The following is a 20,226-nucleotide window of genomic DNA, read 5'->3' on the forward strand; positions in this document are numbered from 1 at the left end:
AGGCAATCAAAACCCGATCAAGTAACGATACCGCACCCTTCCTATCGTAACAGCATGATTTATATGTATTTTCCAATTTACGCCCTCTAGCCCACATACGCACAATCAAAACCCGATCAAATGTTGTCCCTGTCACGCCCATGAGGGGACATATCCGGCCCGAGGGCGTTCAGCATCCGCAGGACGGATCAGATCAGCATCCAGCGTTGCGCGAATAACCCGCGATGCCTGCGCAGCGTTCTGGTCGTCGATGCCAAGCCGCTCCCGAAGTGTCGCGTTCGTCATCTTTTGACCGCCTACGTATTTGAGCGCGGCATGTTGGTAACACGCTCGCACGGCTTCTTCCGGTGTCATGTCCGCAAATCGACGTGGTGCAAACAGAACCACGCGCACGGCGTCTCCCTCCATGCGGAAATCCGGTGGTGGCAACTGGTGTAGCTCAACCGCCGAGATCACCTTGTCGATGCCGGTGCCTTGTTCTTCGCAAAGTTTCATGCGCCGCATCAAGGAAGCAAGAGCTTCATTTCGGGAACGCGGCGGCGAGTCCAAAAACCGGTCGGGGCTAACCAAGGGGGCGCCCGGGTTCGTGATCTCCATTCGATCACTGAACAACTCGATGAGTGGTCCTGCGCCGGTGATTGTCATGTCTTGGTGGATCAATGCGTTGGCGATCAATTCGCGGATCGCTATCGACGGGTAAAGCGGTCGCTCCTCGCGGAACGCTTTACCAATTAGTTCGTTGCGGGGCAGAAGACCGTCGATATAGTCCACCAAACCCTGAAAACCCGCTGCATAGCCGCGCTGGCCATCCTGGCGGTGACTCACGTCATCTGCACGTCCGGTGCCAGCATAGGCCACGAAACGGACGCCTTTGCGCTCTACAGAGGGGCCGAAATCGGCAAGTTTCTTGGCATACAGGATTGCACCCAGATTGGTGATGTTCCAACGGTCGCTTACATCTTTCTGGATCAGGCGATCCGCCAATAGCCTGTCGAAGATCCCCTGCCTGTTATCCGGCAACGGCTGGCCCGTAAGATCGAAGTAGTTGGCGTAATTCAGCCGCTCAAGAACGTCGTCGCCGGTTAGGAACTGCGCTGCGATCCCTGTCTCCCAAGCGTAGGGCTGCAACTTGGCCCAGAGGGAACGCAGGCGTTCCGGATGGTCGGAGAGGCGCGGCGTGGCGCTGCCGATGCGCAAATAGGCTGTGCGGTCAAATTCTACCGGGGCGGTTGCGGCGGCGGGGATGGTCAGCAGGATCAGGCGCCCCCCATCGTGATCGACTTCTTCGAAACGAAACTCGATGCTTGGCGACAGGTGGTTCGCAATCCACAGTTCGAGCGGCTGCCCCTTCTCCTTCTTCACTGTCGGCTCAAAAACCGTGCCGACAGCCGCATGATCACCGTCTCGCACCCCCCAAACCACATAGGCAAAGTGCTGATCGGCCAGACGTGCGGCATTGGACAAGGCCGAGATCAGCTTGCCGATCAACGGTCCGTCAGCATTGTTTTCCTTGAACTCGATCCAGGTGGTTTCCGCTGGTTTGGCGCGCAGATCGTCCACCAGCCTGCGGGTGCGTTCCGCGCTCATGACAGGGTCAAGCGTCATGGTGTGTTCACTTTCTGACCCATCACGATCGGGCAGCGTTTTTCGTAGGCGCATTCCTGTATGTCCCGACGACGCTGATCGTTCGGCTTGGCCGGGCTACCGTTGGTGGCATAAATAATCGAAATGGAGGGAAAACCTTTGATCATTGATCTTTCACTCGCTTATCAAAACGTCTTAAAAATATGCGGGCTGTGATCAGGATTATTTGAAACCGAAAAGCACAATCTTCTTCATCTGATAGACCCGGATGGCTGCCGTGGGGATGCAATCTTGCCCACAACCCCAATACGTATGCGGGTTTGCCTCTGTCGTTCTCCCACTCATTGTATTCGTGAAGTAGGAATGGTCCCGATTTTGTATCTGCAAGATATTGCCTCTTCGCATCATCACTAACCTTAGGATCACATCCAAAATACTCCGCAATTTTGTCCAGCAGTTCCTGATAGAAATCTCGGATCATCGCGTTTGCAGATGACCAATTCCCTTGCGAAAAATTCTGAGTTGCTTGCGCCAAGTGTCCCTTGGCCACATTAAACCCATGCCGATCAAGCAGAGCCTCAACTTCGCTTGTCGCTTCACGAAAGTCTGCCTCAGGCACATCCTCAGGTAGCATCCGCCTTAGGACGATTTTTTTGATCATCCTTGGAGCATCGTCGAAGATTGAAGTTCCGCCCATCGGATCCGGAACCCTTTCTTCCACAAGTTCGAAGCCATCCATTTTCAGACCAGCAACAAGACGCAACCAGACGTCAGGCTTGTTTTGTTTGTCTCGATCGGACGCGGTAGTTGCATGTTCAACCATCGCCCTACGCAGGTCGCAGTTCCCATTGACCGTCGGAACAGAACGCTGTCCCATACTGCTTTTGGCGAACCTAACCAAATCATTGGCCTTCGATGCTACCGATCCAGAGCCACAGAATTCCTCTACACCCCACCCTAAAATAAGAGATGAGAACGCGGCTTGCGTCGACATTTCAGCAATCATCTCGCCCGCTGCCATCAGCGTCATGCTATTGAAGTTGCTCATACGCTCACCTTCGTCGTCATCTTCGTGTACATCTCGAACAGTTTTTCCAGCCGTTCGGTGTCGTTGCGGAAGCGGCGGCCGATGTAGATGCGTTCCAGCACCTCGTCGTTGTGGTCATGCGCGGCGCGGAGGTTGGCGGGCATTTTTTCAGGGTCGTAGAGGTCGGCGATGGTGGCGGGGAAATGCGCCTCGCGGGCCAGAAGGATGCCTTCCGCCGCCGCTGTCAGGTCGGTGCGGTTCTTTTCGGTCAGTTTCGGGATTGGGAAGGTGTTCCAGCCCATGGTGTTGGAATAACGGAAATCGGTTTTCATCTTGCCGCAGACAGTGGCGATCCAGACAAGATGCAGGCGCGAGGCGATCAGGGCCATGTTCCAGAGCGGGGCGTCGTAGAGGGCGAAAGCAAGGTTTGAAACGATTGACCGCTCAGGGAGTAGGCCGATTGGTAGATAATCTCGGCTCTCTGAACTGACCTGTGGAACGATGTATGTGATACGTTCTGCAACGGACTGTATCTGACGAAACCGATGGGGAAATGCTGCCGCAGGCCGAGTTTCCGCAGCCTTGCTGTTTGAGCGAAACTCACGAACTTTCTGAATTCGCTCGCGTATTGGTCGTATTTCTTCTGCTATGGTCCGCTCGTCGTCTTCGATCCAGATGCAGTAACGTTCGAGACCTCTGATAAACTCTGCCGCGCCGTAGTATCGGCGAATGAACTGCTCAGCGTTTGGATAGGTCAAAACCAACTCTTGTCGCTCGTCTGATGAGAGAACCAAATTGCCGTCATCGGTCGGCTTATTTCCCCAAACCATGTAGCCACGATCACTTGGCGAGCGTGATTTACCGTCCACGATAACTGTTGGCGCTGCCACCAAATAGGCGTTGATGTTTTCCGCTTCCTTCACAACGGACCCGCCATCATCTGCCAGCGTGAACAGCTTGCGCATCGGCGCTGCATGGTTGGAGATTGCCACAATCGCAACCGTCACACCCGCATTATGGCTGGCAAGGTTCGCCCATTTGAAACTGGTATGAGCAAAGGCGATCTCGTGCCCTGTCTTGAAAATCAGCGGCCAGAGGATCGGCACCTGCTGCCCCTGACAAATCGAGTTGGTGGACACGAATGCCGAAACGGTGGGCGTGTGCAGCCCGTAATCGGCGGCCTTCATGAACCAGCCCGCGACATAGTCGAGCGACTTCCAGCTTTTCGTGCGCCCTTCGAATATGCGCTGCAAGTCCTCTTTCTGTTCGGTACTTTGCCAGGTTGACCCCAGATAGGGCGGGTTCCCGCAGATATAGGTCTCGCCCCCCTCGTTCGCGAAGTCGATCTGCGCCTGATCCAGCGGTGACATGAACAGGTCATCGGCCTGAAACTTCACCCCCGTCCCCGTAGGCGGGCAGACAGACAGCCAGTCCAGCCGCAGGGCGTTGCCGCAGGTGATCCAGTTCTGCGCGTCCAGCGGCAGGAATTCGGCCAGTGCTTCTTTCTGGCCTTGATAGGTCACGTCGCATTGGTATTCCGCGATGATCAGTGCCAGCCGCGCGATCTCGGCCGAGAAATCCCGCAGCTCGATCCCGCGATAGTTGGTCAGGGGAATGTCGGTACGCCGCAGCGGCTCGCCCCGGCGCTTGTTGATCTCATACTCGATGGCGCGCATTTCCTTGTAGGCGATGACAAGGAAGTTGCCCGACCCGCAGGCGGGATCGAAGACGCGGATCTTGGCCATCCGGGCGCGCAGATTGGCCAGCTTGCGCGCGTTGTCGCCTGCCGCATCCAGCTCTGCCCGCAGGTCATCGAGGAAGAGCGGGTTCAGCACCTTCAGGATGTTCGGCACGGAGGTGTAGTGCATCCCGAGGACCGAGCGTTCCTCCTCATCCGCGACGGCCTGGATCATGGACCCGAAGATGTCGGGGTTGATCTGAGTCCAGTCGAGGCTGCCGATATGCGACAGGTAGCGCTGCGCGATCTTGGAAAAGCGCGGCACATCGGTGCTGCCCGAGAAGAGCCCGCCGTTCACATAGGGAAAGGCATCGGCCCAGCGGGGCAGCTTGGCCTCGGCCCGTTTGGGGATGGCGGTGTTCATCGCACGGAAGATCTCGCCGATGACTTCGTGCGTGTTCGACCCGTCGCGGTTCGCCATCTGGTCGATGGTCGCGGTGAACAGGTTGTCGCTGACGAAGATGTCGGTGTCTTCGGCGAAGAAGCAGAAGATCAGCCGCGCCATAAAGTGGTTCATGTCATGGCGTTTTTCGGCGCTGCCCCAATCGGGGTTGTCCTTGATCAGCTCGACATAGAGCCGGTTGAGGCGGCTGGTCGCCCGGATGTCAAAGGCGCTTTCGCGGATCTGCTTGACGGTGGAGATACCGGCGAGCGGCAGGAAGAAGCCGAAATGGTCGGGGAAATCGGTGTAGCGGCAGGCGATGGTCTCGCCAGTGGTGATATCTTCGGCTTCCAGATCAATGCCATCGGTAGCGAGGATGAACTTGGCCTTAGCGCGGGTGGTGGTTGGGCTGTCGCGCAAGGCGGTGAGCGTTGCCGCGATATCGCCCGGCGCACAGGTCGCAAGGTGGATGTTGTTGGTCTGCAGGACGCCGCCGAGGTCGGACTTGTTCGACGCGCCGGTGCGCAGCCGCTTGATGGTCGTGTCCTTGTTGCCGAAGGCCATGAGGAAGGCATATGGGAACTCGGCAGCATCAAAGGGCTGCTCGGCGAGTTCGGAAACAGCTTGTTCGATTTCAACGGCGTTCATGCGGCTGTCCAGGGGTTGATCAGGTCGATCTCGCAACCCTCGAAGTCAGGCGTATTGCGCGTGGCGACGGTGGCGCCGCAGGCGTGGGCAATGGAAGCGATCTGGCAATCGGCCTGAGCGATCGGTCGCCCGGCGGACCGTCGTGCCGCTGCTATGGTAGCGAAGGACTGCGCGGCGTTGCTGTCGAAGGGCAGAATGCGCCCGGCCAGGTCTTCGCGCAGGATGCGGTCCACGGCGTCAACCAGCGCGGCGCGGTGCTTGCCGTTCCCCATGATTGCGAGGCCAAAGCGCAGTTCCGCCTCCGATATCGAGGTCAGGTAAACGTTGAGCCCTTCCTGAGCCGACAACCAGTGTTCGACCTTGGGCTCCGGGGCCGGGCGCAAAAGCTCGGAGATGACATTCGTGTCGAGGATGATCATGCGTCAGGCCCGGTCGAACGCGGGTGGTTCACGCATGGCCTCACGCTGCGGAAGGTCCAGATCAACGCCGCCCAGAGGCGCGACCCGCGCACGTATCGCCGCGGCAAGATCGTGGGAGGGCTTCGCTTCGCCGACGACGTGGCGCAAGATCTCGCGCGCCTCCTCTTCCATTGAACGGCCATGTTCGGCTGCGCGGATGCGAAGGCGGCGCTTCACGTCATCGTCAAGGTTCCGGATGGTAATGCTTGCCATGATGTCCTCCTGAGAGGAGTGTAATCATCGCAATCAATGCGATCAAGCGCAAACGCGTTCATGTTGTGACAAGACGGGAGAGGTTACCGTCCGATAGTGCTCAATGCGCACCCTTCCAAACATCCCTCAGCTGGTCACTTCTGATTTTAAGATACCAGGCACCCACACCTGTTCGACCCCACGTCTTCCGTCTTTCCGACCAAGCTGCACCACGACATCGATGCTGGAGGCGGCATAGCGCCTTACCTCCTCAAAACTCATATTGATGCCCACCGACATGACCATGAGGGCAAGGCGGTCGAGCGCCTTCTGCGCGGTATCGGCGTGAATTGTGGTGAAAGAGCCTGAATGGCCGGTGTTGATCGCGTCGAGGAAGGTCTTGCACTCATCGCCGCGCAATTCGCCAAGAATTATCCGGTCAGGACGCATGCGCAAAGAGGTCTCCAGCAATTTGGCCGCGGTGCGTTCACTTGAGGGGATACGGTCAGCCTTGAGCATCGCGCGATTGGGCTGTGGAGGAAAGAGCTCGAATGCGTCCTCGATGGTCACGATACGTTCCGCCTCGGTCACCAGCGCGAGAAGTGCCCGGGCAAAAGTCGTTTTGCCCGTGGACGTCCCGCCGCTGATCATGATGTTCAACCGCTCATCGATGCAGAGTTTCATGGCGGCTCGAATATCCCCCGCCTGCGTCAGTGCGATCACCCGTTCGGCTTTTGCCTGTCGTTCGGCATCCAAATCCACCAGTGCACCGTGCAACAGACCGATGTCGCCCAAGGTGAGTTGGTCTTCACTGTAGCGGCGCAAGGTGATCGACGGCCCGCCATCCACGACCGGTGGATAGACGACCTGTGCCCGGATCGGCTTGCCGTTCATCTCGATCTTGCCGGAGACGAGCGGCTTTTTCTCGCTGATCTGTCCGTGGGTGGCGCTGGCAATGGATGTTGCAAGGTCCCGAGCTTGGGAAGGGGAGAAAAACACACCTTCGAGGCCGACCATATGCTCAGCCCCCCGGGTTTCCACCCAGACCTTTCCATCGGGATTGACCGCTATTTCGACCACGCAGGGATCGGCGATCGGTGCAGCCAGAGGTTTTAGATAGGTCGAAAGAAAACTGGTCTTTTCTGCCGACGGGTTCATGGCTGGCCGCCTGTGCGTTTCAGGTTTGTGTTGTTTTGAGACACGCGGCCTCTCCCTTCGGTCGAACGCGTGTTTCGGCACATGATTATTTTGTCGAACCTGAAACGCACTCAATAGAACTCGAGATCACGGTCGACGATCACACTGATCGCAGCACCTGGCTGGACCGAGATAACCGGAGGCAGGGTGGCATATTCGCCGATCACCGCATTGGTGGCCTGCGAAAAACTGCCCGCGACATCCTCGGCAATTTCTGATCCGGTCTCGGAGCTGGCCTCGGATGCGGCGATTGCCGGTCCTGCGCCGATGATCGAGAGCAATGCAGCTGTGCCAAAGCGCAGCCCAAAGCGGGAGTTCACGGAGCCCGTCACGCCCGAGCGGCCCTGATCGTCCGCGCCAAATGCGGCGAGCTGAACCGATTGCCCCTCGGGTGTGACGATGCGTGACCAGCCAACCAGAATGCGGGCCTGGCCCAAAGAGACATTCGAATTGTAGGTCCCGAAGAGGCGGGAGCCTTCGGGAATGAGAACGCGGGACTGATCGAAACTCCAGACCGGGTAGTTCACGATGGCGGTAATCTGTCCGGGCAATGTGGATTCGATGGCGGTTTCCAGTGACGCTTGAATGAGCGTGCCCTGCAGAACCGTATTGGAAGGATTGGCGATTACCTCCGCTGTCGCGACTTGAACGGGCTGGGCACCGTCCAACACGAAGGCGCGCGCCGCCGCATCTCCGACCGCGGGCCCCCTCTCGGGGTCAGATGCCGGACTGCCCGTCTGTCCGCCCGCATCAAAGATCACCCCTTCGGACCGGATTTGTGTGTCGCGCAGCGCCGCCGCCTCGGCACGCCGACGGTCCAGTTCAGCCCGCCGCGCGGCTTCCTCGGCGGCGAGCTGATCCCTCTCGGTTTGCGCGCGTAGAGCGTCACTCATACCGTCATCGATCTGCTGTTGCAGGGCGTCGTTCTGGCGCTGCAGTCCGAGCATTTGCTCCATCAACTGCTCCATCCGGCCATCGGCAACACGCGCGCGTGCGGCAACCTCATCAGCGATACGCTTTTGCGCTTCAAGATCGGCTTCTGCCAACCGGGTGTCCATCTCGCTTTGCATCTGGGCGATAAGCGCCGTGTTCTGTTCTTGGACCGAGCGCAGCGCTTCGGCCAGCTCGGCGGAATTGTCGGGGGCAGGGGCCTCGGCCAGTCTTGCCAACTGGGCTTGTAGGGCGACCACGTCGCTCGCAAGCTTGGCGTTCTGTTCCTCGAGGGCTTGGCGCTGCGCCGCGAGTTCATCCTCGATTGGTCCGGGATCGAACCTAGGCTCTGATCTTTGTTCGGTCGGTTCCGCGTCGGTTGTCATGCGGCCAAACCCGTCACCGTCGACCTGATCCTGAAAGTCGTCGGCTTTCGATGTTTCAACGGCAGACGTGATGCCGCTGCCTTGCACAAGCGGGTAGGCAATGATGGCGGTCCCTGCCAGAAGCAACGCACCCAAACCAAGCCTGAGCCCGAGAGATGCGCGCCGCTTGGGTGCGAAGCTGTATTCCTTTTCCCCGGTTTTCTCGTCGCTCATGATCAGAACTCCCGTCCACGCAGGGCGGCCACGGCAGCAGCCTCGGTCGTGAACCCGCCAGTCTCACGGGTAATGCAGATATGATCGTCGCCCATGCGGATCGTGTAGGCGTCCCGCACGCCGGTGACCCGCACGACCGCACCTTGCGTCTGGCTGTTCTGGGTGATCTCGTAGCCTTGGGCGTTCAAGCCGAAGATCGAGGGCCGCACGCCGGGCCGGAATTCAAAGAAGGTCGAGCGCCCATCATTCCAGACCCGCACCGGGCGGATCGCACCGCTGCCCGCGAACTGATAGCCGGTATCTCGGCCTCCAGCCGCAAGCTGGCGCCCGGCGGGTCGCTCGTCGGGAAAGTTTACGACGACCCGGAAAGACTGTGTCCGCGAGCGTCCCTCTGTCAGATAGAAGGCGACAGCGCGGCGGTTGGTAAAGATCGTCAGGTTTGTCGCGGCCCGTGCCTCGACAGGCTTGATCGAGATCGTATTGCGGTTTGACAGAACCTCCACTTCATAGGACGCGGAGTCACCGATCAGGACTTGATTGATCCGTTCGCCGGGACCGAGTTCGATTGACGTGTTTACCCGAAGGTGGGTGTCGATCCGGATCACATCCGTAGGGTTGAAGGTCACGTGGCGAACGCGGGCGTCCTGACCCATGGTGACCGGTGCGCGCTCGGCCAAGGCGGGCGTTCCGAGCAACCCGCCGACCGTTGCGATGGCAATTATGAAGGTTTTCATGAACTATTCTCGTGTCAGTGTTTCGGCATCGACCCGGTAAGCGGTCACCGAGAAGCCAAGGGGATTTTCCCAAACGCGTGTCAGGGAGCGTTCGCGGCGGGGGGCAAACTCAAACCCTACGGTGGCGATGAATGTTTGCGTGACGGGGGTCTGGTTGGGTCGGGTGAGACGTTTGTCGAACCGAATCTGAGCCACTTCATCCTGCAGGAAGGTGATCGCCCGCACGCGGACATCGACCTGCGCATTCGCGCCGTAGCTGCGCGGTGGATAATTCTCCGACCCCGCGGTCCAGAGTTCTATCAGCGAGGCGCGGGCGGGCCCGCTGGAGCGCCGCTGGACACTTTCGAGCCGTTCTTGAATGCCGTTCCTGAAATAGCTTTCGCGGTCGCTGATATAGCTGACAAGCAGGGACTCCTTGATCGCTTCCTCATCGGTGATACCAGTCGGCTGAACCTGGTAGATGCGTTCTGCTGCACCCGACGTGCTGTCGACGAGGACCGTAAACACTTCGGTTTCGCGCAGGGGCAACATAACCGTAATGGTCAGGGCCAACAGCACGGATACGGCGCAGGAACAGCCCGCAACGATCCATGCGGCGCGCGCTGCCCGGCGCGGACCCATCACCAAATCGATATCGAAATCACTCATGACTATCCCTTCTTCATCTTTCCGGCGAGCTTGACCGCACCGCCCGCATAGCTCCCGGCACGGGCCGCGCTGGACGATCGGTCGGAGACGCCTTGTCCCTGAAGTCCTGCGTTGAAGCCCCGTCGCATGTCATCTCCGCCCCGGATCGCGGCACCGGTATTGCGCCACGCGTTCCCGGGCATCCGCGCGGCATTGGCACCGATCGAGGCGAGGCCGATGTTCGTGGCGGCAAGCCCTTGCGCGAAAGTTGGCACGAGCAACATCAGGCCAGCGCCGATCATCATCACCACGACGAACGAAATCGCGTCCCCGAGTGTTTCGACGCTGTCGAGGCTATCAGGTGCGACAGCTTCACCCGTCGCTATGGTGAAGCCAGCCATGGCAGCCACGAAAAGCGGCACGAAGGAAAAACCGATGGCGAGTTTGACCCATGCCTCGAACAGTGGCGCCGATTGTTTGAATAATGTGCAAGCCACGACCACAGGTGCGATGGCGATCAATACCGCCAACATGATCTTGGCGGCCGACAGAACGATGATGGTGATCGTCGCCATGGCGGCGGCCACAAGAAACATGACAACGCTGGTCATGGCACCGGCCAGCCAGCCGCCATTCTGGCTGATCGCCTGTCCGACATTCAGAGCTTGGGAGTAGAGATCGTCTATGCCGTCATAAAGGTTTGTGACATCACCACCTGAGAGGGAGTTGAGAATACCTGCACCAAGTTCGGCAGGAGCATTTGTCAGCGCTTCGTACGGAACAGAAAGGTTTGCGTAGATCAAAAACACATTGACCAGCACAATGCGCAGCCCTACCGACACGATTGTGGAAACCGAGAGTGGCACGGCTTGCAGACCCACATTTGCGCCTACAAGAACGACCACCAACACAGATGCGGTCTGTACAACCGGGCGTACTGCGGCAACCGTATCGGCATACGTGTCAGCTGCCACGCCCGCGACAGTGGCATCTACCAATGCCAGAACCTCAGCGATTATGGCCATCCTTAACTACCACACCGCTCCAATTGGAAGTTCTGATAGCGCTCGTTTACATCTGACCAATCGCTACGACGGTATTTGCGAAAGACGCTGAAATCGCTGGTAGTTGCATCCTGCGCCGCCTTACCAATCCGTTCCTGCGTAAACGCATCGAGCGACCCGAGATCATAGATGCAGCCGCAGAAGCCCTGCGACATTGCAAGCTCTCTCAGGTCGGTGCCGAAGCCCCATCGAACCGCTCCACGGAAAATCTCGTTGCCGAAAAACTCAGTGTCCGGATAGCTGAAGGTGCAGGTTTGCGGCTTCGGGAACATCAAGAGCCCTCTTGCCTGTACCTCGCGCATGAGATCGAGGAGGCGCTCTTCCTCCCCATTTTCGGTGGCAGTGACGACCTCCCCGAGCAACGTATCGTCGGGCAGGTCTTGCAAGTCTTCCGCCCAGGCACTGCCTGCCAGGGCGATGAAAACTGCAAGTGCTTTGAGTGATGTATTCAAGGGTCAGTCCTCGGCGCCGGAGAAATCAAAGAAGGAGCGTGTGCGGGCCTGCTCGGCCGCGAAATCAATGCCGCTTTGACCTTGCGCCAAGCCTTGGGCGGCATTCAGGCGCCACATCTGGCCCAGCATGTAATTCGTCTCTGCGGCCATACGCGTGTTGAGATCGATCGATTCCTTGAGCGTTTCCTGTTCGCCAATCGCTTCCACCAGCCCATCGATACGCTCGATGCTCTGGGCGGCTTCCTCGTAGGAAATTTGGGCTTGCCCGATAACCATGGCATTGGCAGCCGCCAGATCGGCTATGGCAGCACCTTGCGGGTTCCCGGCGTCGTTCAGCTCGGTGAGTTTTTCCGAGGTGAACCCCGCACTGGCCATGGTCTCGCGCATGGCATCTGCGGCGCGGCGCTCACCCATGGTGACGTCGCCATCGAGCAGATCGTCCAGCAGGCTGTCAAAATCCCCGAGTGACAGGTTGTCCATGAAACCCGATAGATCGGTGATCTTCTGGGCACGGGCACGCAGGTCCTCCACATCGTTGTAGAGGGCTGCGATTTCATTCAGGCCGGTAATTGAACCCAGGACGTCATCAAGAAGGCCCTGAATGTCAGTGAGGCGCTCGATCTGGGTGCGCAATTCCTCGATTTGCTGGAGCTGGTTTTCTGCATCGCGCAGCGCGGCCTGCAGCTGCTCGATATTCTGCGCGAGGTTCGATCCATCGATCACAGGCACACCCTGAGCGAAGGCTGGGGGCGGGTGTGCCGCCATGAGCGTGCCCGCAACAATAATTGCGGCAATGCGGGTGTCAGCCCTCATCGGAATACCTCCAGAAAGTGGATTGCTCCAGGTGATCGGCGGCCTCGGTCAAACCTTGTGCCGCTTCGACTTTCACGTGGGCCGCGCGCAGACGCAGCGTCAGCGCCATGAGCCGCGCCCGTTCAGCAAGCATATAGGTGGAGCGGTCCAGCGCCTCTTTTGCGTTACCGGGCGGATCTTCACGCAAAAGCGCCGCGATCCTCGTCATCGCCTGATCGATCTGGGTGCCCATGTAGGCGCCATAGCCGACCGAGGCATCCGCCCAGTTGCCCCAGGCGGCCGAGGCACCATCGAAGCCCGCCAGTGACCCCGTCATGTCGACGCCGGTGATGGTGCCAAGATAGTCGTTGTAATAGCCGTTGATGCGCCGGACGTAGGTCTGGGTTTCCTCGAAAGGAGGCACACCACCATACTCGAGAACACGGCCAGGACCTGCATTATAGGCCGCCAGAGCGTGATCGATCCGACCGAAGCGGTTCAGTTGCGTGAGAATGTAGCGTGCGCCACCGTCCAGGTTTTCCCAAGGATCATACGGGTTCACACCGAGATCCGATGCTGTGCCCGGCATCAGCTGGCAAAAACCGCGCGCACCCACGTGGGAGACGGCTGCATTGTTGAAACGACTTTCCTGCTTGATCAGTGACTGAAACAGGATACGCCATGTCAGTGGCGTCAGACCGGCGGCCGCAACACCGGGATGACCCTCATAGCGCCGCGCCACCGTGATGATCATGCGCTCCACGTCGCTTGGCTCACCGAAGAGGCGATCGGCATCAGGATGATCTTCCTGGGCTGGGTAAGTCTCTGCAGCGCTCGCCCAGCCGGGCCCACCAGCCTCGAACCCACTCAGGTCGGTGACACCGGTGGTCTCCGCAAGGAAACGCTCATAGGCTTCAAGCTGCTCTTGATAGATATCCGCTTGTTCCTGGCGGGCGTCGCGCTTCTGGCCCTGCCGCAAGGCGTCGCGTGCGAGCTCTTCGACGCGAGACACAGCGCGGGCAAGGTTGGAGCCATCGATCACTGGCACGCCCTGCGCGGAGGCAAGCGAGCCAAGACCCAAGGCCAACGGAATCGCCATTCTAGAAGCTCTGGAAATCACAATGCGCATTCCGTGAAGCAAGGTCGGGAGCAGGGGCCGAGAACGCCATAACGGGCCGCTCAAAACAGGGCGATCGCACGCCTGTTGATGCACCTTCGCAAGCGCTCAGGACCGTCATGGCGACCAACAGAAAAAATCGTGCTTTCACATCATGTCCTTCCAGAATTCTTCTTTCTTGCGCCAATTGGCAGGCGCCTTTTCCTCGCCGGTCTTGCCGCCACCAAGAACAGTAACCAGACCGCCCAAGCCTGCGAGATCCGTATTGACGAACACGCTGTCGGCGCCGGAACGGATCAATGCCAGCCGCAACCCGGCTGTCGGGCTGGAAAGAAAATCCGCCTCGCGCGCATTCAGGCGCAGGATGCTGTAATCCTCCGGATTTGCCCGTGGATTGGGAAACAGGATCTGGGTTGCCACACTTTCCGCGATGATCTGGCCGACCGAACTTTGGTCCAGATGACCCGGTGTCTGGGTCAACATCATCACCACGCAGTTGCGCTTGCGCATGGTAACCAGCCAGTCATGGAGGCGCTTGACGAAGATATCATCAGCCAACATCTTCCACGCCTCGTCGATCACAATGATCGTTGGTCTGCGATCCTCGATCACGCGCTCGATACGGCGGAAGAGATAGGCGAGCAGGGCGGAGCGTTCTGCGTCCTGGTCCAGAAGTTCGGTCATGTCGAGACCAAGGACATCCTCGCCAATGGCAATCGACTGGGCACTGGGCCTTGAGAAAAGCCAACCGTACCGGCCGGCTTCTGTCCATTCCCGCACGCGGGACACCAGGTCGCCGTCATCATCGGTAGATGCCACGAGGCTTGCCAAACCGTCAAAGGTTCTAAGGCCCGGCTCCGCAGCGGCAATCTGACGAACCGCCTCGTTCAGTGCTGCGGTCTGGACCGTCTCAAATGGACGGTGACGGGCCAGAATGTCGCCGAGCCAATCTGTCAGCCAGGCGGCCCCCCGCGCATCGGTCTCCGTGGTCATCGGGTTAAAGCCGGTGGGCTGGCCCACCTTGATTTCGCTGTAGCTGCCACCCAAAGCGCGGATCGCCATCTCCAACCCCTGATCCTTGTCGAAAACGATGACCCGCGCACCCACTCTGCGGGCCTGCGCCATGAGAAAAGCCGTGCCGAGTGTCTTGCCGGACCCGGTGCGGCCCAGAACAAGCGTGTGCCCGACGCTTGGCTCATCGGTCCGGCGCCCCGCTTCGTGAAAGTTGAACCGGTAGAGGCTGGAGGTCACGGTCGGGAAGGCCGTGATCGTCTTGCCCCATGGGCTGGCCTCGGGTCCGCGCCCCGGCCTTGTCTTGTGAAACGCGGCCAGTTCCGCGAAATTGTGCGACGAAACGATCCCGTCACGGATCCGGTAGGCCCAGTTTCCCGGCGCTTGCGCGAAATAGAGTGCCTTTGCGGCCCAGGATTCCCGGACCAGAACGGCACCGGTCTCTTGCCCCGCCCGCCAGATCTCGGAAGCTGCCTGTTCCAGTTCCTCGGCGCTGTCACAGAAGACCTGCACGGATGCATGGTGTGTCCCAAAGGTCGACCGACCGGATGCCACGGCGTCGGCGGCTTCGATCAATTGCTCTGTCAGGCTGACACCAGCATCCTCGGAGGCACCCCGCTGACGAAAGGTGCGTTGAATGCGCTCAACCATCTCATTGGCGCGCCGCGGCGTGAAAGAGTTGGTGATCGTGATGTCATAGGGCAGCTCCAACGCATCAAGCATGGTTGGCCAGGTGCGACTGGGATAGGATTTTATCCCGAAAATCGCGCCGTATCGTGCGCTGTCGCCGCTTTCCAGCCGCATGGTTTTGCCTTGAAAGCTGACGTCGAAATTGCTCATCGTGTCAGCCAACAGTTGCCCGGGGGCCGCGATGATTTTGCCGTAGCTCTGTCCGTGAACTGCGGCCAACACTGCAAGCCAGTCCCCGCTCGAGACTGTCAGGCGCGCTGCACCTGCGTCGGAATACATCGCCATGAGCAGCGTCATGGCCTCTTCCAGGGCAACAATTCGCGTATCGATGTCTTTCTGGAAATCGCGGCCGCCGCCAAGGGCGCCCAGAACCTTCGAGAAGGCCTGCGGCATCGACGGACGCATCAATACTGTCAGCATCAAGGTGCGGGCTTTCAGGTCACGTGCGCGCAGGCTTCTCTGCCACGCCGCGTCTACCGCATTTGCAAAAGTCATACCGTCAGGCGCAGCAAGGTCCGCGACATCCGGGCGTGATACCTTGTTGATGTGGAAACCGAAACGCTCGCCCAACTGACTGACGATCCGGGCAAAGCCTTCACTGATCTCATCGATCCGGGCGTCATCGCTGGTGAAGCTGTCGATCCCGCCAAGCGTGACCGACGCCATTAGATCACCCTGCCGCGTCAGGATGACATTGTCTCGCACCGCAGCAATGTAAGGTAGGTGCCGCCCAAGACGCTCGGCTTTCAAAACCTTGTCCCCAAGTGCATCCCGAACAGCGCTGCTGGCAATTAACCCCCGAAACTCACGCGACATAGAGATCGCCCCCATTACAGGATCGCACACTCGTTCGCGGGGTGCGCGACATCACCACGTTCAAAATCTGAAACAGATGTGGATTGCGGTCTGCGACCAGCCAAAGCGGTGGGTAGCCCGCGAGGAAAACCAGCAGGAACCGCATGTCGTCAACCAGAATGAAAGGGATCACGGATGCGAAGACCAGCGCCACAAAATATCCGATCGGGAGACCGAATATCCGTGGCGGCTTGGTCAGCCCCAGAAAGAGTGGTGTGTCGCGCATGGAGGTCTCTGCGGTCGGTCAGATCAAGGAGCCGCAAAGCCGTCGATGATGGTCTCGGCCGAAAAGATCAGCACCACGCCGACAAACACGGCGACGAAGATCGGCCAGTTGAGGCGCCCGAAAAACATCATGACACCCGATCCCACGAGAGCGAGCACACCGAGGCCACGACCGATCGGACCCGTCACCGCGTCGATGATGTTGTCGATCATGTCAGAGACCGGGCTAAGGTCTTGTGCGAGCGCCGGGGCTGCGGCCACTATCAGCAACGCGGCCAATGCCGCCCGGGTATAGTCGATGCGTTTCATATCTGGTCTCCGATGGATTGGGCATAGACGGCCATGACCTTGCGGACATGGCCTTGGGTTTCGCGGTAGGGGGGAATCCCGCCATGGCGCGCCACGGCTTCGGGGCCGGCGTTGTAGGCCGCGAGCGCAAGCTGCGGCGTGCCAAAACGATCAAGTTGTGTCAGCAAGTAGCGGGCGGATCCATGCAGGTTTTGCTCAGGATCATGCGGATCGACGCCAAGCACGCGTGCAGTGTCCGGCATCAACTGCCCAAGCCCGATTGCGCCGACATGCGACCGCGCGCTTGGATCAAATGCGCTTTCGATAGCGATGTTGGCGCGAAAGAATGCGAGCCAGTCGCGAGAGGACATCCCGGCCCTGCGCAGGGCCGGGTGGTCCGCGTAGACCGAACCCACATCAAGGATCATAGTCTCGACCGCAGGGCGGCCCGATGGGACCCGAGGCGGAGAAAGGCGTGGTGAGTCAAGAGGGACGACCTCAGACCGTGCGACAATGTCGCCTTGCTCGGGTTGGGGTCTTGCAAAGTCGAGAACGCTACTGGTCAGTCGACCAACACGGTCTGGAGCATCGAGATCGATAACGGATTGTGCATAAGTGGAAGGGCCTGAAAGCCCCCAGAGAACGAGGCTAGCCGCTGGTAGGATACCTTGTCGTCTCAAACTCCCACGTGCCTCTCTCACCTTCTCGGAGAGGGCAGCTGAATACCTTTGCGTCGAGCTCCAGGCAGAAGCTCATGAGCCCTGCTGCGGTCTTGAAGACGCGTGGTTTCAGATCCCGGTTGGTCACATAGACCGACCGGTGCACACCGCCTTGACCGTCATTGGAGCAGACGAAAACCGTCCAGCCACCCCTATGCGTGTTGCCGCCCTTTTCCGGGGCTTCAACGCATTCCACCTCGATCCATGCCCCACCCTCGATCGCCTCTTGCATGTGCGATGTTAGGATCACGGGGTATTTTGTTCCTGCCATTTTGCCTCCGAAGGAAAGAAGTTCCTACGGAAGTAACCTGCTATTGCACCGCTTCAAACAGTGCATGTCACAAGATATGCGGCGACGTAGCGGAAAACCCTTTAGATGGTCAATAGATATCTTTTGATTGATTAAGATATTTTTTCGGTGATAGGTCCGGCACACAATTCGCCCCCAGATTGTCGGGAGACCACCAGATGTCGCGGTTGCTGGCATGTAGCACATTCATCGCCCTAGCGATCCCAGCAAATGCCGAGACGCTGGCGATGGACTGCGTGTTGCCGTTGCGGCCGGAGCTGGCGGCCTCGCCTGCGCTCCTGAACGAGTACGGCGACGACATCAGAGCCGAGTTCAACACCTACTTCGATGAGGCACAAACCTATCTGAATTGCCTCGCCGCAGCATCAGCTTCCGCGCAGGCCGAAGTCCGTCTTGTGCTTGACGCTTACCAGGAGATGTTCCAATGAAACGACGCGCAAAATATGTCAGTAATTATGACACAATTAACATAAGTCTGATTATACGACAACGCTTTAGCGGCGGCGCTCTGTCATGAGGCGGCTTCTGTCAACTGCCGCGATCATCGCGATCGGGCTTACACCGCTTGCTGCCAAACCTGCCGCCGCACAAGGCTACCAGATCGATTGTGCGATCCTCCTGTGCCTCGCAGGCGGTTGGCCGCCTTCGGTCCCATGTGCCCGGGCGCGCGCGGAGTTTATCCGCCGGATCACGCCCTGGCCAATTGAGCCACCGCTGCAGATCTGGCGTTGTCCAATGCGTGCTGAGTTCGAAGCGCCGAACCCGGTTGAGCGCCTCTACAGGTTGGCGGGGTTCAATCCGGGTCCAGCAGTCTCCCTGCCCCGAGAGCGAGAAACGCTCCAGCTCGCCCAAGCTGTCGGGCGTGCCGCCGATATCGATGTGACGGACCCTGCTTTTGATTTCATCCGCTCCATAGATGTCTTTCAGGTTACGGCACGTCAGAGGGAGGGCCGTGACGATTGCAACAGATATGCTTCTGTGCGGCGTGGCACGTATGATCAGGACGGCCAATTCCGGTGGCAAAACAGCTCGATAAGTGCCCTTCCTCCAGCCTTCCGAGGGGCCGAGCGATATGGCCAGAACTGCCCCGATATCTGGGTCCGTGCTGTGTTCGTCGATTGGGAGGATTTTGAGGGCACCTATGGCTTCGAACAAGTCAACTACTGATCTCAAACAGTCACAGGCAAACGAAAAAAAAAGAAGAAACCCCCGCAAGGCAGCAACCAAGCGAGGGGCTCAAAGAACAACGGAATTGGCGTTCCGCCAGATCAAATCAAACCGTGGTCTCGTTCTAGCAGTCCCGACAGTCAAGGCAATGAAAAAACGTGTCGCTCGCTGGGACACGGGTGCCCTGTTGCAGCCTTGTCCCAATTCACAAGGACTAGACATTGAACGTGATCCAAACCCATCTCACCCTGCCGGAAGGCTGGACCAAAGGTGCTGTTATGGCACTAATTTCAGAGGTTGCCCCGCATATAGGCTTGCGCCCGGCGCGCCTCGCAGTTCTGAACTACATCATCGGGCGGACTCGCGCATCCGACTGGACCTCTCCCCATCGTGAACCGGTGTTTTTTGGCGCGCAAGATCTCGCAGCGGTCGAACTTGGCAAGACGTCGCGCCAGTTGCGAACGGATGAGGCCGCGCTGGCCAAGCTTGGGCTGATCGTGAAACGTGTCGCGGCGAATGGGGCCCGCTTTGGTCGCGCTGGCCTAGGCTTGATACTGACTCCGCTGATCGCGCGACTGGAAGAGTTCATAGCCCTTCGCGATCGGCTCCGTGCGGAACGGAGGCATTTGCGCGCTTTGAAGGATCTTCGGTCCCTTCGTTTGCGTCACATGAAACGGTGCATCGCCGCCCTGCCCTCCTCGGCTATCAACGATCCTGAGATCGTCAAGATTCTGGCCAGTTTCGATGAATGGCCACGCAGCGATGCGTTAAGCCGTCTCGGTCTGGAGCGGCTCAACGCCCATTTGAAGGCCAGTTCCGATCTGTGCAACAGCCTTGATGATTGGCTTGAAAACCATGGGCTTTCTTCCGACCAGCCAGTGGAAAACTTCCGGCCCTTTACACAAAACACCAGAGAAGAAACTCAAACTGTAGAGACGCCGCCCGCTGTGGATAACTCTGAAAGACACGCGGAAATCGCACAGAGTGAACCGCCATCATCAATTCCCTGCCCCGCGCCACCCGCTCTGACGCCAGAGAATCTATATCGCATTGCCGGCGACGGCTTACGCATGATGCTTGACGCGAGCCGAGATCAGAACCGACCTCTCAAAGAGCGCGACATCATCGAGGCTGCCTGGGCGTTGCTGCCGATGCTCGATATCCATGCTTCAGTTTGGCACGAGGGCCAGAGCACCTTGGGCGACCACGGGTTGGCTTTCTGCCTACTATTGGTTGATGCGCAGCGAGATCACCCGAGTTACCCTGTTCGCAATCCTGGCGGTTTGATGCGCGAACTGATCCGTCAAGCCAAGGCAGGAAGGCTGGACTTTAATGCAAGCGTTGCGGCTCTGCAAAAACGGCGCAATAGGGTGAGGTAGAGTTTCCAACCCGCAACTGAACTTGCCCAAATGTGGGCTCT

At 58.9% G+C, this 20,226-nt stretch carries 21 protein-coding genes; 3 read left to right on the forward strand and 18 right to left on the reverse strand.

The window, feature by feature from the left end:
* Positions 1-132 precede the first annotated feature (132 nt).
* The 18 genes from R1T45_RS02225 to R1T45_RS02310 all read right to left on the reverse strand — a co-directional run bounded on the left by R1T45_RS02225 (position 133) and on the right by R1T45_RS02310 (position 17,209).
* Positions 133-1,605, reverse strand: a complete 1,473-nt coding sequence (locus R1T45_RS02225) for an ATP-binding protein (protein ID WP_317389028.1) — start codon at positions 1,603-1,605, stop codon at positions 133-135.
* The gene (locus R1T45_RS02230; protein ID WP_238373081.1) at positions 1,602-1,751 is read right to left on the reverse strand and encodes a hypothetical protein; all 150 of its coding nucleotides are present in this window, start codon (positions 1,749-1,751) and stop codon (positions 1,602-1,604) included. Before R1T45_RS02230 ends, R1T45_RS02225 begins: the two co-directional genes overlap by 4 nt.
* Entirely contained in the window at positions 1,748-2,632 is an 885-nt protein-coding gene (locus tag R1T45_RS02235) for a hypothetical protein (protein ID WP_068247295.1), read from the reverse strand. The genes R1T45_RS02230 and R1T45_RS02235 overlap by 4 nt, the downstream gene beginning before the upstream one ends.
* Complete coding sequence (locus R1T45_RS02240; protein ID WP_317389029.1) at positions 2,629-5,379, reverse strand: class I SAM-dependent DNA methyltransferase; 2,751 nt, start codon at positions 5,377-5,379, stop codon at positions 2,629-2,631. The genes R1T45_RS02235 and R1T45_RS02240 overlap by 4 nt, the downstream gene beginning before the upstream one ends.
* Complete coding sequence (locus tag R1T45_RS02245) at positions 5,376-5,798, reverse strand: type II toxin-antitoxin system VapC family toxin (RefSeq protein WP_068247303.1); 423 nt, start codon at positions 5,796-5,798, stop codon at positions 5,376-5,378. The genes R1T45_RS02240 and R1T45_RS02245 overlap by 4 nt, the downstream gene beginning before the upstream one ends.
* A gap of 3 nt (positions 5,799-5,801) precedes the next feature.
* Complete coding sequence (locus tag R1T45_RS02250) at positions 5,802-6,050, reverse strand: FitA-like ribbon-helix-helix domain-containing protein (RefSeq protein ID WP_009819916.1); 249 nt, start codon at positions 6,048-6,050, stop codon at positions 5,802-5,804.
* Between the two features lie 126 nt (positions 6,051-6,176).
* Positions 6,177-7,187, reverse strand: coding sequence for a P-type DNA transfer ATPase VirB11 (virB11, locus tag R1T45_RS02255; RefSeq protein WP_317389030.1), 1,011 nt, complete (start codon positions 7,185-7,187; stop codon positions 6,177-6,179).
* 110 nt (positions 7,188-7,297) lie between these two features.
* On the reverse strand, positions 7,298-8,755 hold the full coding sequence (locus R1T45_RS02260; RefSeq protein WP_317389031.1) for a TrbI/VirB10 family protein: 1,458 nt from the start codon (positions 8,753-8,755) through the stop codon (positions 7,298-7,300).
* A 2-nt stretch (positions 8,756-8,757) separates the two neighbouring features.
* Positions 8,758-9,489 carry a TrbG/VirB9 family P-type conjugative transfer protein gene (locus R1T45_RS02265; protein WP_111550066.1) on the reverse strand — a complete coding sequence of 244 codons (732 nt, stop codon included), beginning with the start codon at positions 9,487-9,489 and terminating at the stop codon, positions 8,758-8,760.
* A gap of 3 nt (positions 9,490-9,492) precedes the next feature.
* Entirely contained in the window at positions 9,493-10,137 is a 645-nt protein-coding gene (locus tag R1T45_RS02270) for a virB8 family protein (protein WP_238373086.1), read from the reverse strand.
* Between the two features lie 2 nt (positions 10,138-10,139).
* Entirely contained in the window at positions 10,140-11,141 is a 1,002-nt protein-coding gene (locus R1T45_RS02275; protein WP_089852530.1) for a type IV secretion system protein, read from the reverse strand.
* 2 nt (positions 11,142-11,143) lie between these two features.
* Positions 11,144-11,632 (reverse strand): hypothetical protein, encoded by a 489-nt coding sequence (locus tag R1T45_RS02280; RefSeq protein WP_072506894.1) that lies wholly within the window; start codon positions 11,630-11,632, stop codon positions 11,144-11,146.
* Positions 11,633-11,635: 3 nt separating this feature from the next.
* Entirely contained in the window at positions 11,636-12,445 is an 810-nt protein-coding gene (locus tag R1T45_RS02285; protein ID WP_317389032.1) for a type IV secretion system protein, read from the reverse strand.
* Complete coding sequence (locus R1T45_RS02290) at positions 12,435-13,523, reverse strand: lytic transglycosylase domain-containing protein (protein ID WP_317389033.1); 1,089 nt, start codon at positions 13,521-13,523, stop codon at positions 12,435-12,437. Before R1T45_RS02290 ends, R1T45_RS02285 begins: the two co-directional genes overlap by 11 nt.
* Positions 13,524-13,688: 165 nt before the next feature.
* Positions 13,689-16,058 (reverse strand): type IV secretion system DNA-binding domain-containing protein, encoded by a 2,370-nt coding sequence (locus R1T45_RS02295; protein ID WP_317389034.1) that lies wholly within the window; start codon positions 16,056-16,058, stop codon positions 13,689-13,691.
* Entirely contained in the window at positions 16,048-16,323 is a 276-nt protein-coding gene (locus R1T45_RS02300; RefSeq protein WP_037239481.1) for a type IV secretion system protein VirB3, read from the reverse strand. The genes R1T45_RS02295 and R1T45_RS02300 overlap by 11 nt, the downstream gene beginning before the upstream one ends.
* A 23-nt stretch (positions 16,324-16,346) precedes the next feature.
* Complete coding sequence (locus tag R1T45_RS02305) at positions 16,347-16,631, reverse strand: TrbC/VirB2 family protein (protein ID WP_037239483.1); 285 nt, start codon at positions 16,629-16,631, stop codon at positions 16,347-16,349.
* Positions 16,628-17,209, reverse strand: coding sequence for a lytic transglycosylase domain-containing protein (locus tag R1T45_RS02310; protein WP_411041137.1), 582 nt, complete (start codon positions 17,207-17,209; stop codon positions 16,628-16,630). Before R1T45_RS02310 ends, R1T45_RS02305 begins: the two co-directional genes overlap by 4 nt.
* Before the next feature lie 588 nt (positions 17,210-17,797).
* Between R1T45_RS02310 and R1T45_RS02315 the strand changes: the two genes are divergently transcribed.
* From R1T45_RS02315 to repC, 3 genes are all read left to right on the forward strand, one after another.
* Positions 17,798-18,067, forward strand: a complete 270-nt coding sequence (locus R1T45_RS02315; protein WP_068247338.1) for a hypothetical protein — start codon at positions 17,798-17,800, stop codon at positions 18,065-18,067.
* 85 nt (positions 18,068-18,152) lie between these two features.
* Positions 18,153-18,806: a hypothetical protein gene (locus tag R1T45_RS02320; protein WP_111550074.1), complete on the forward strand. Its 654-nt coding sequence runs from the start codon at positions 18,153-18,155 to the stop codon at positions 18,804-18,806.
* Between the two features lie 227 nt (positions 18,807-19,033).
* Positions 19,034-20,185 carry a replication initiation protein RepC gene (gene repC / locus R1T45_RS02325; RefSeq protein ID WP_317389080.1) on the forward strand — a complete coding sequence of 384 codons (1,152 nt, stop codon included), beginning with the start codon at positions 19,034-19,036 and terminating at the stop codon, positions 20,183-20,185.
* Positions 20,186-20,226 lie beyond the last annotated feature (41 nt).

The organism is Sulfitobacter sp. LC.270.F.C4, assembly GCF_032922545.1.
In the GTDB taxonomy this organism is placed as follows: Bacteria; Pseudomonadota; Alphaproteobacteria; order Rhodobacterales; family Rhodobacteraceae; genus Sulfitobacter; species Sulfitobacter profundi.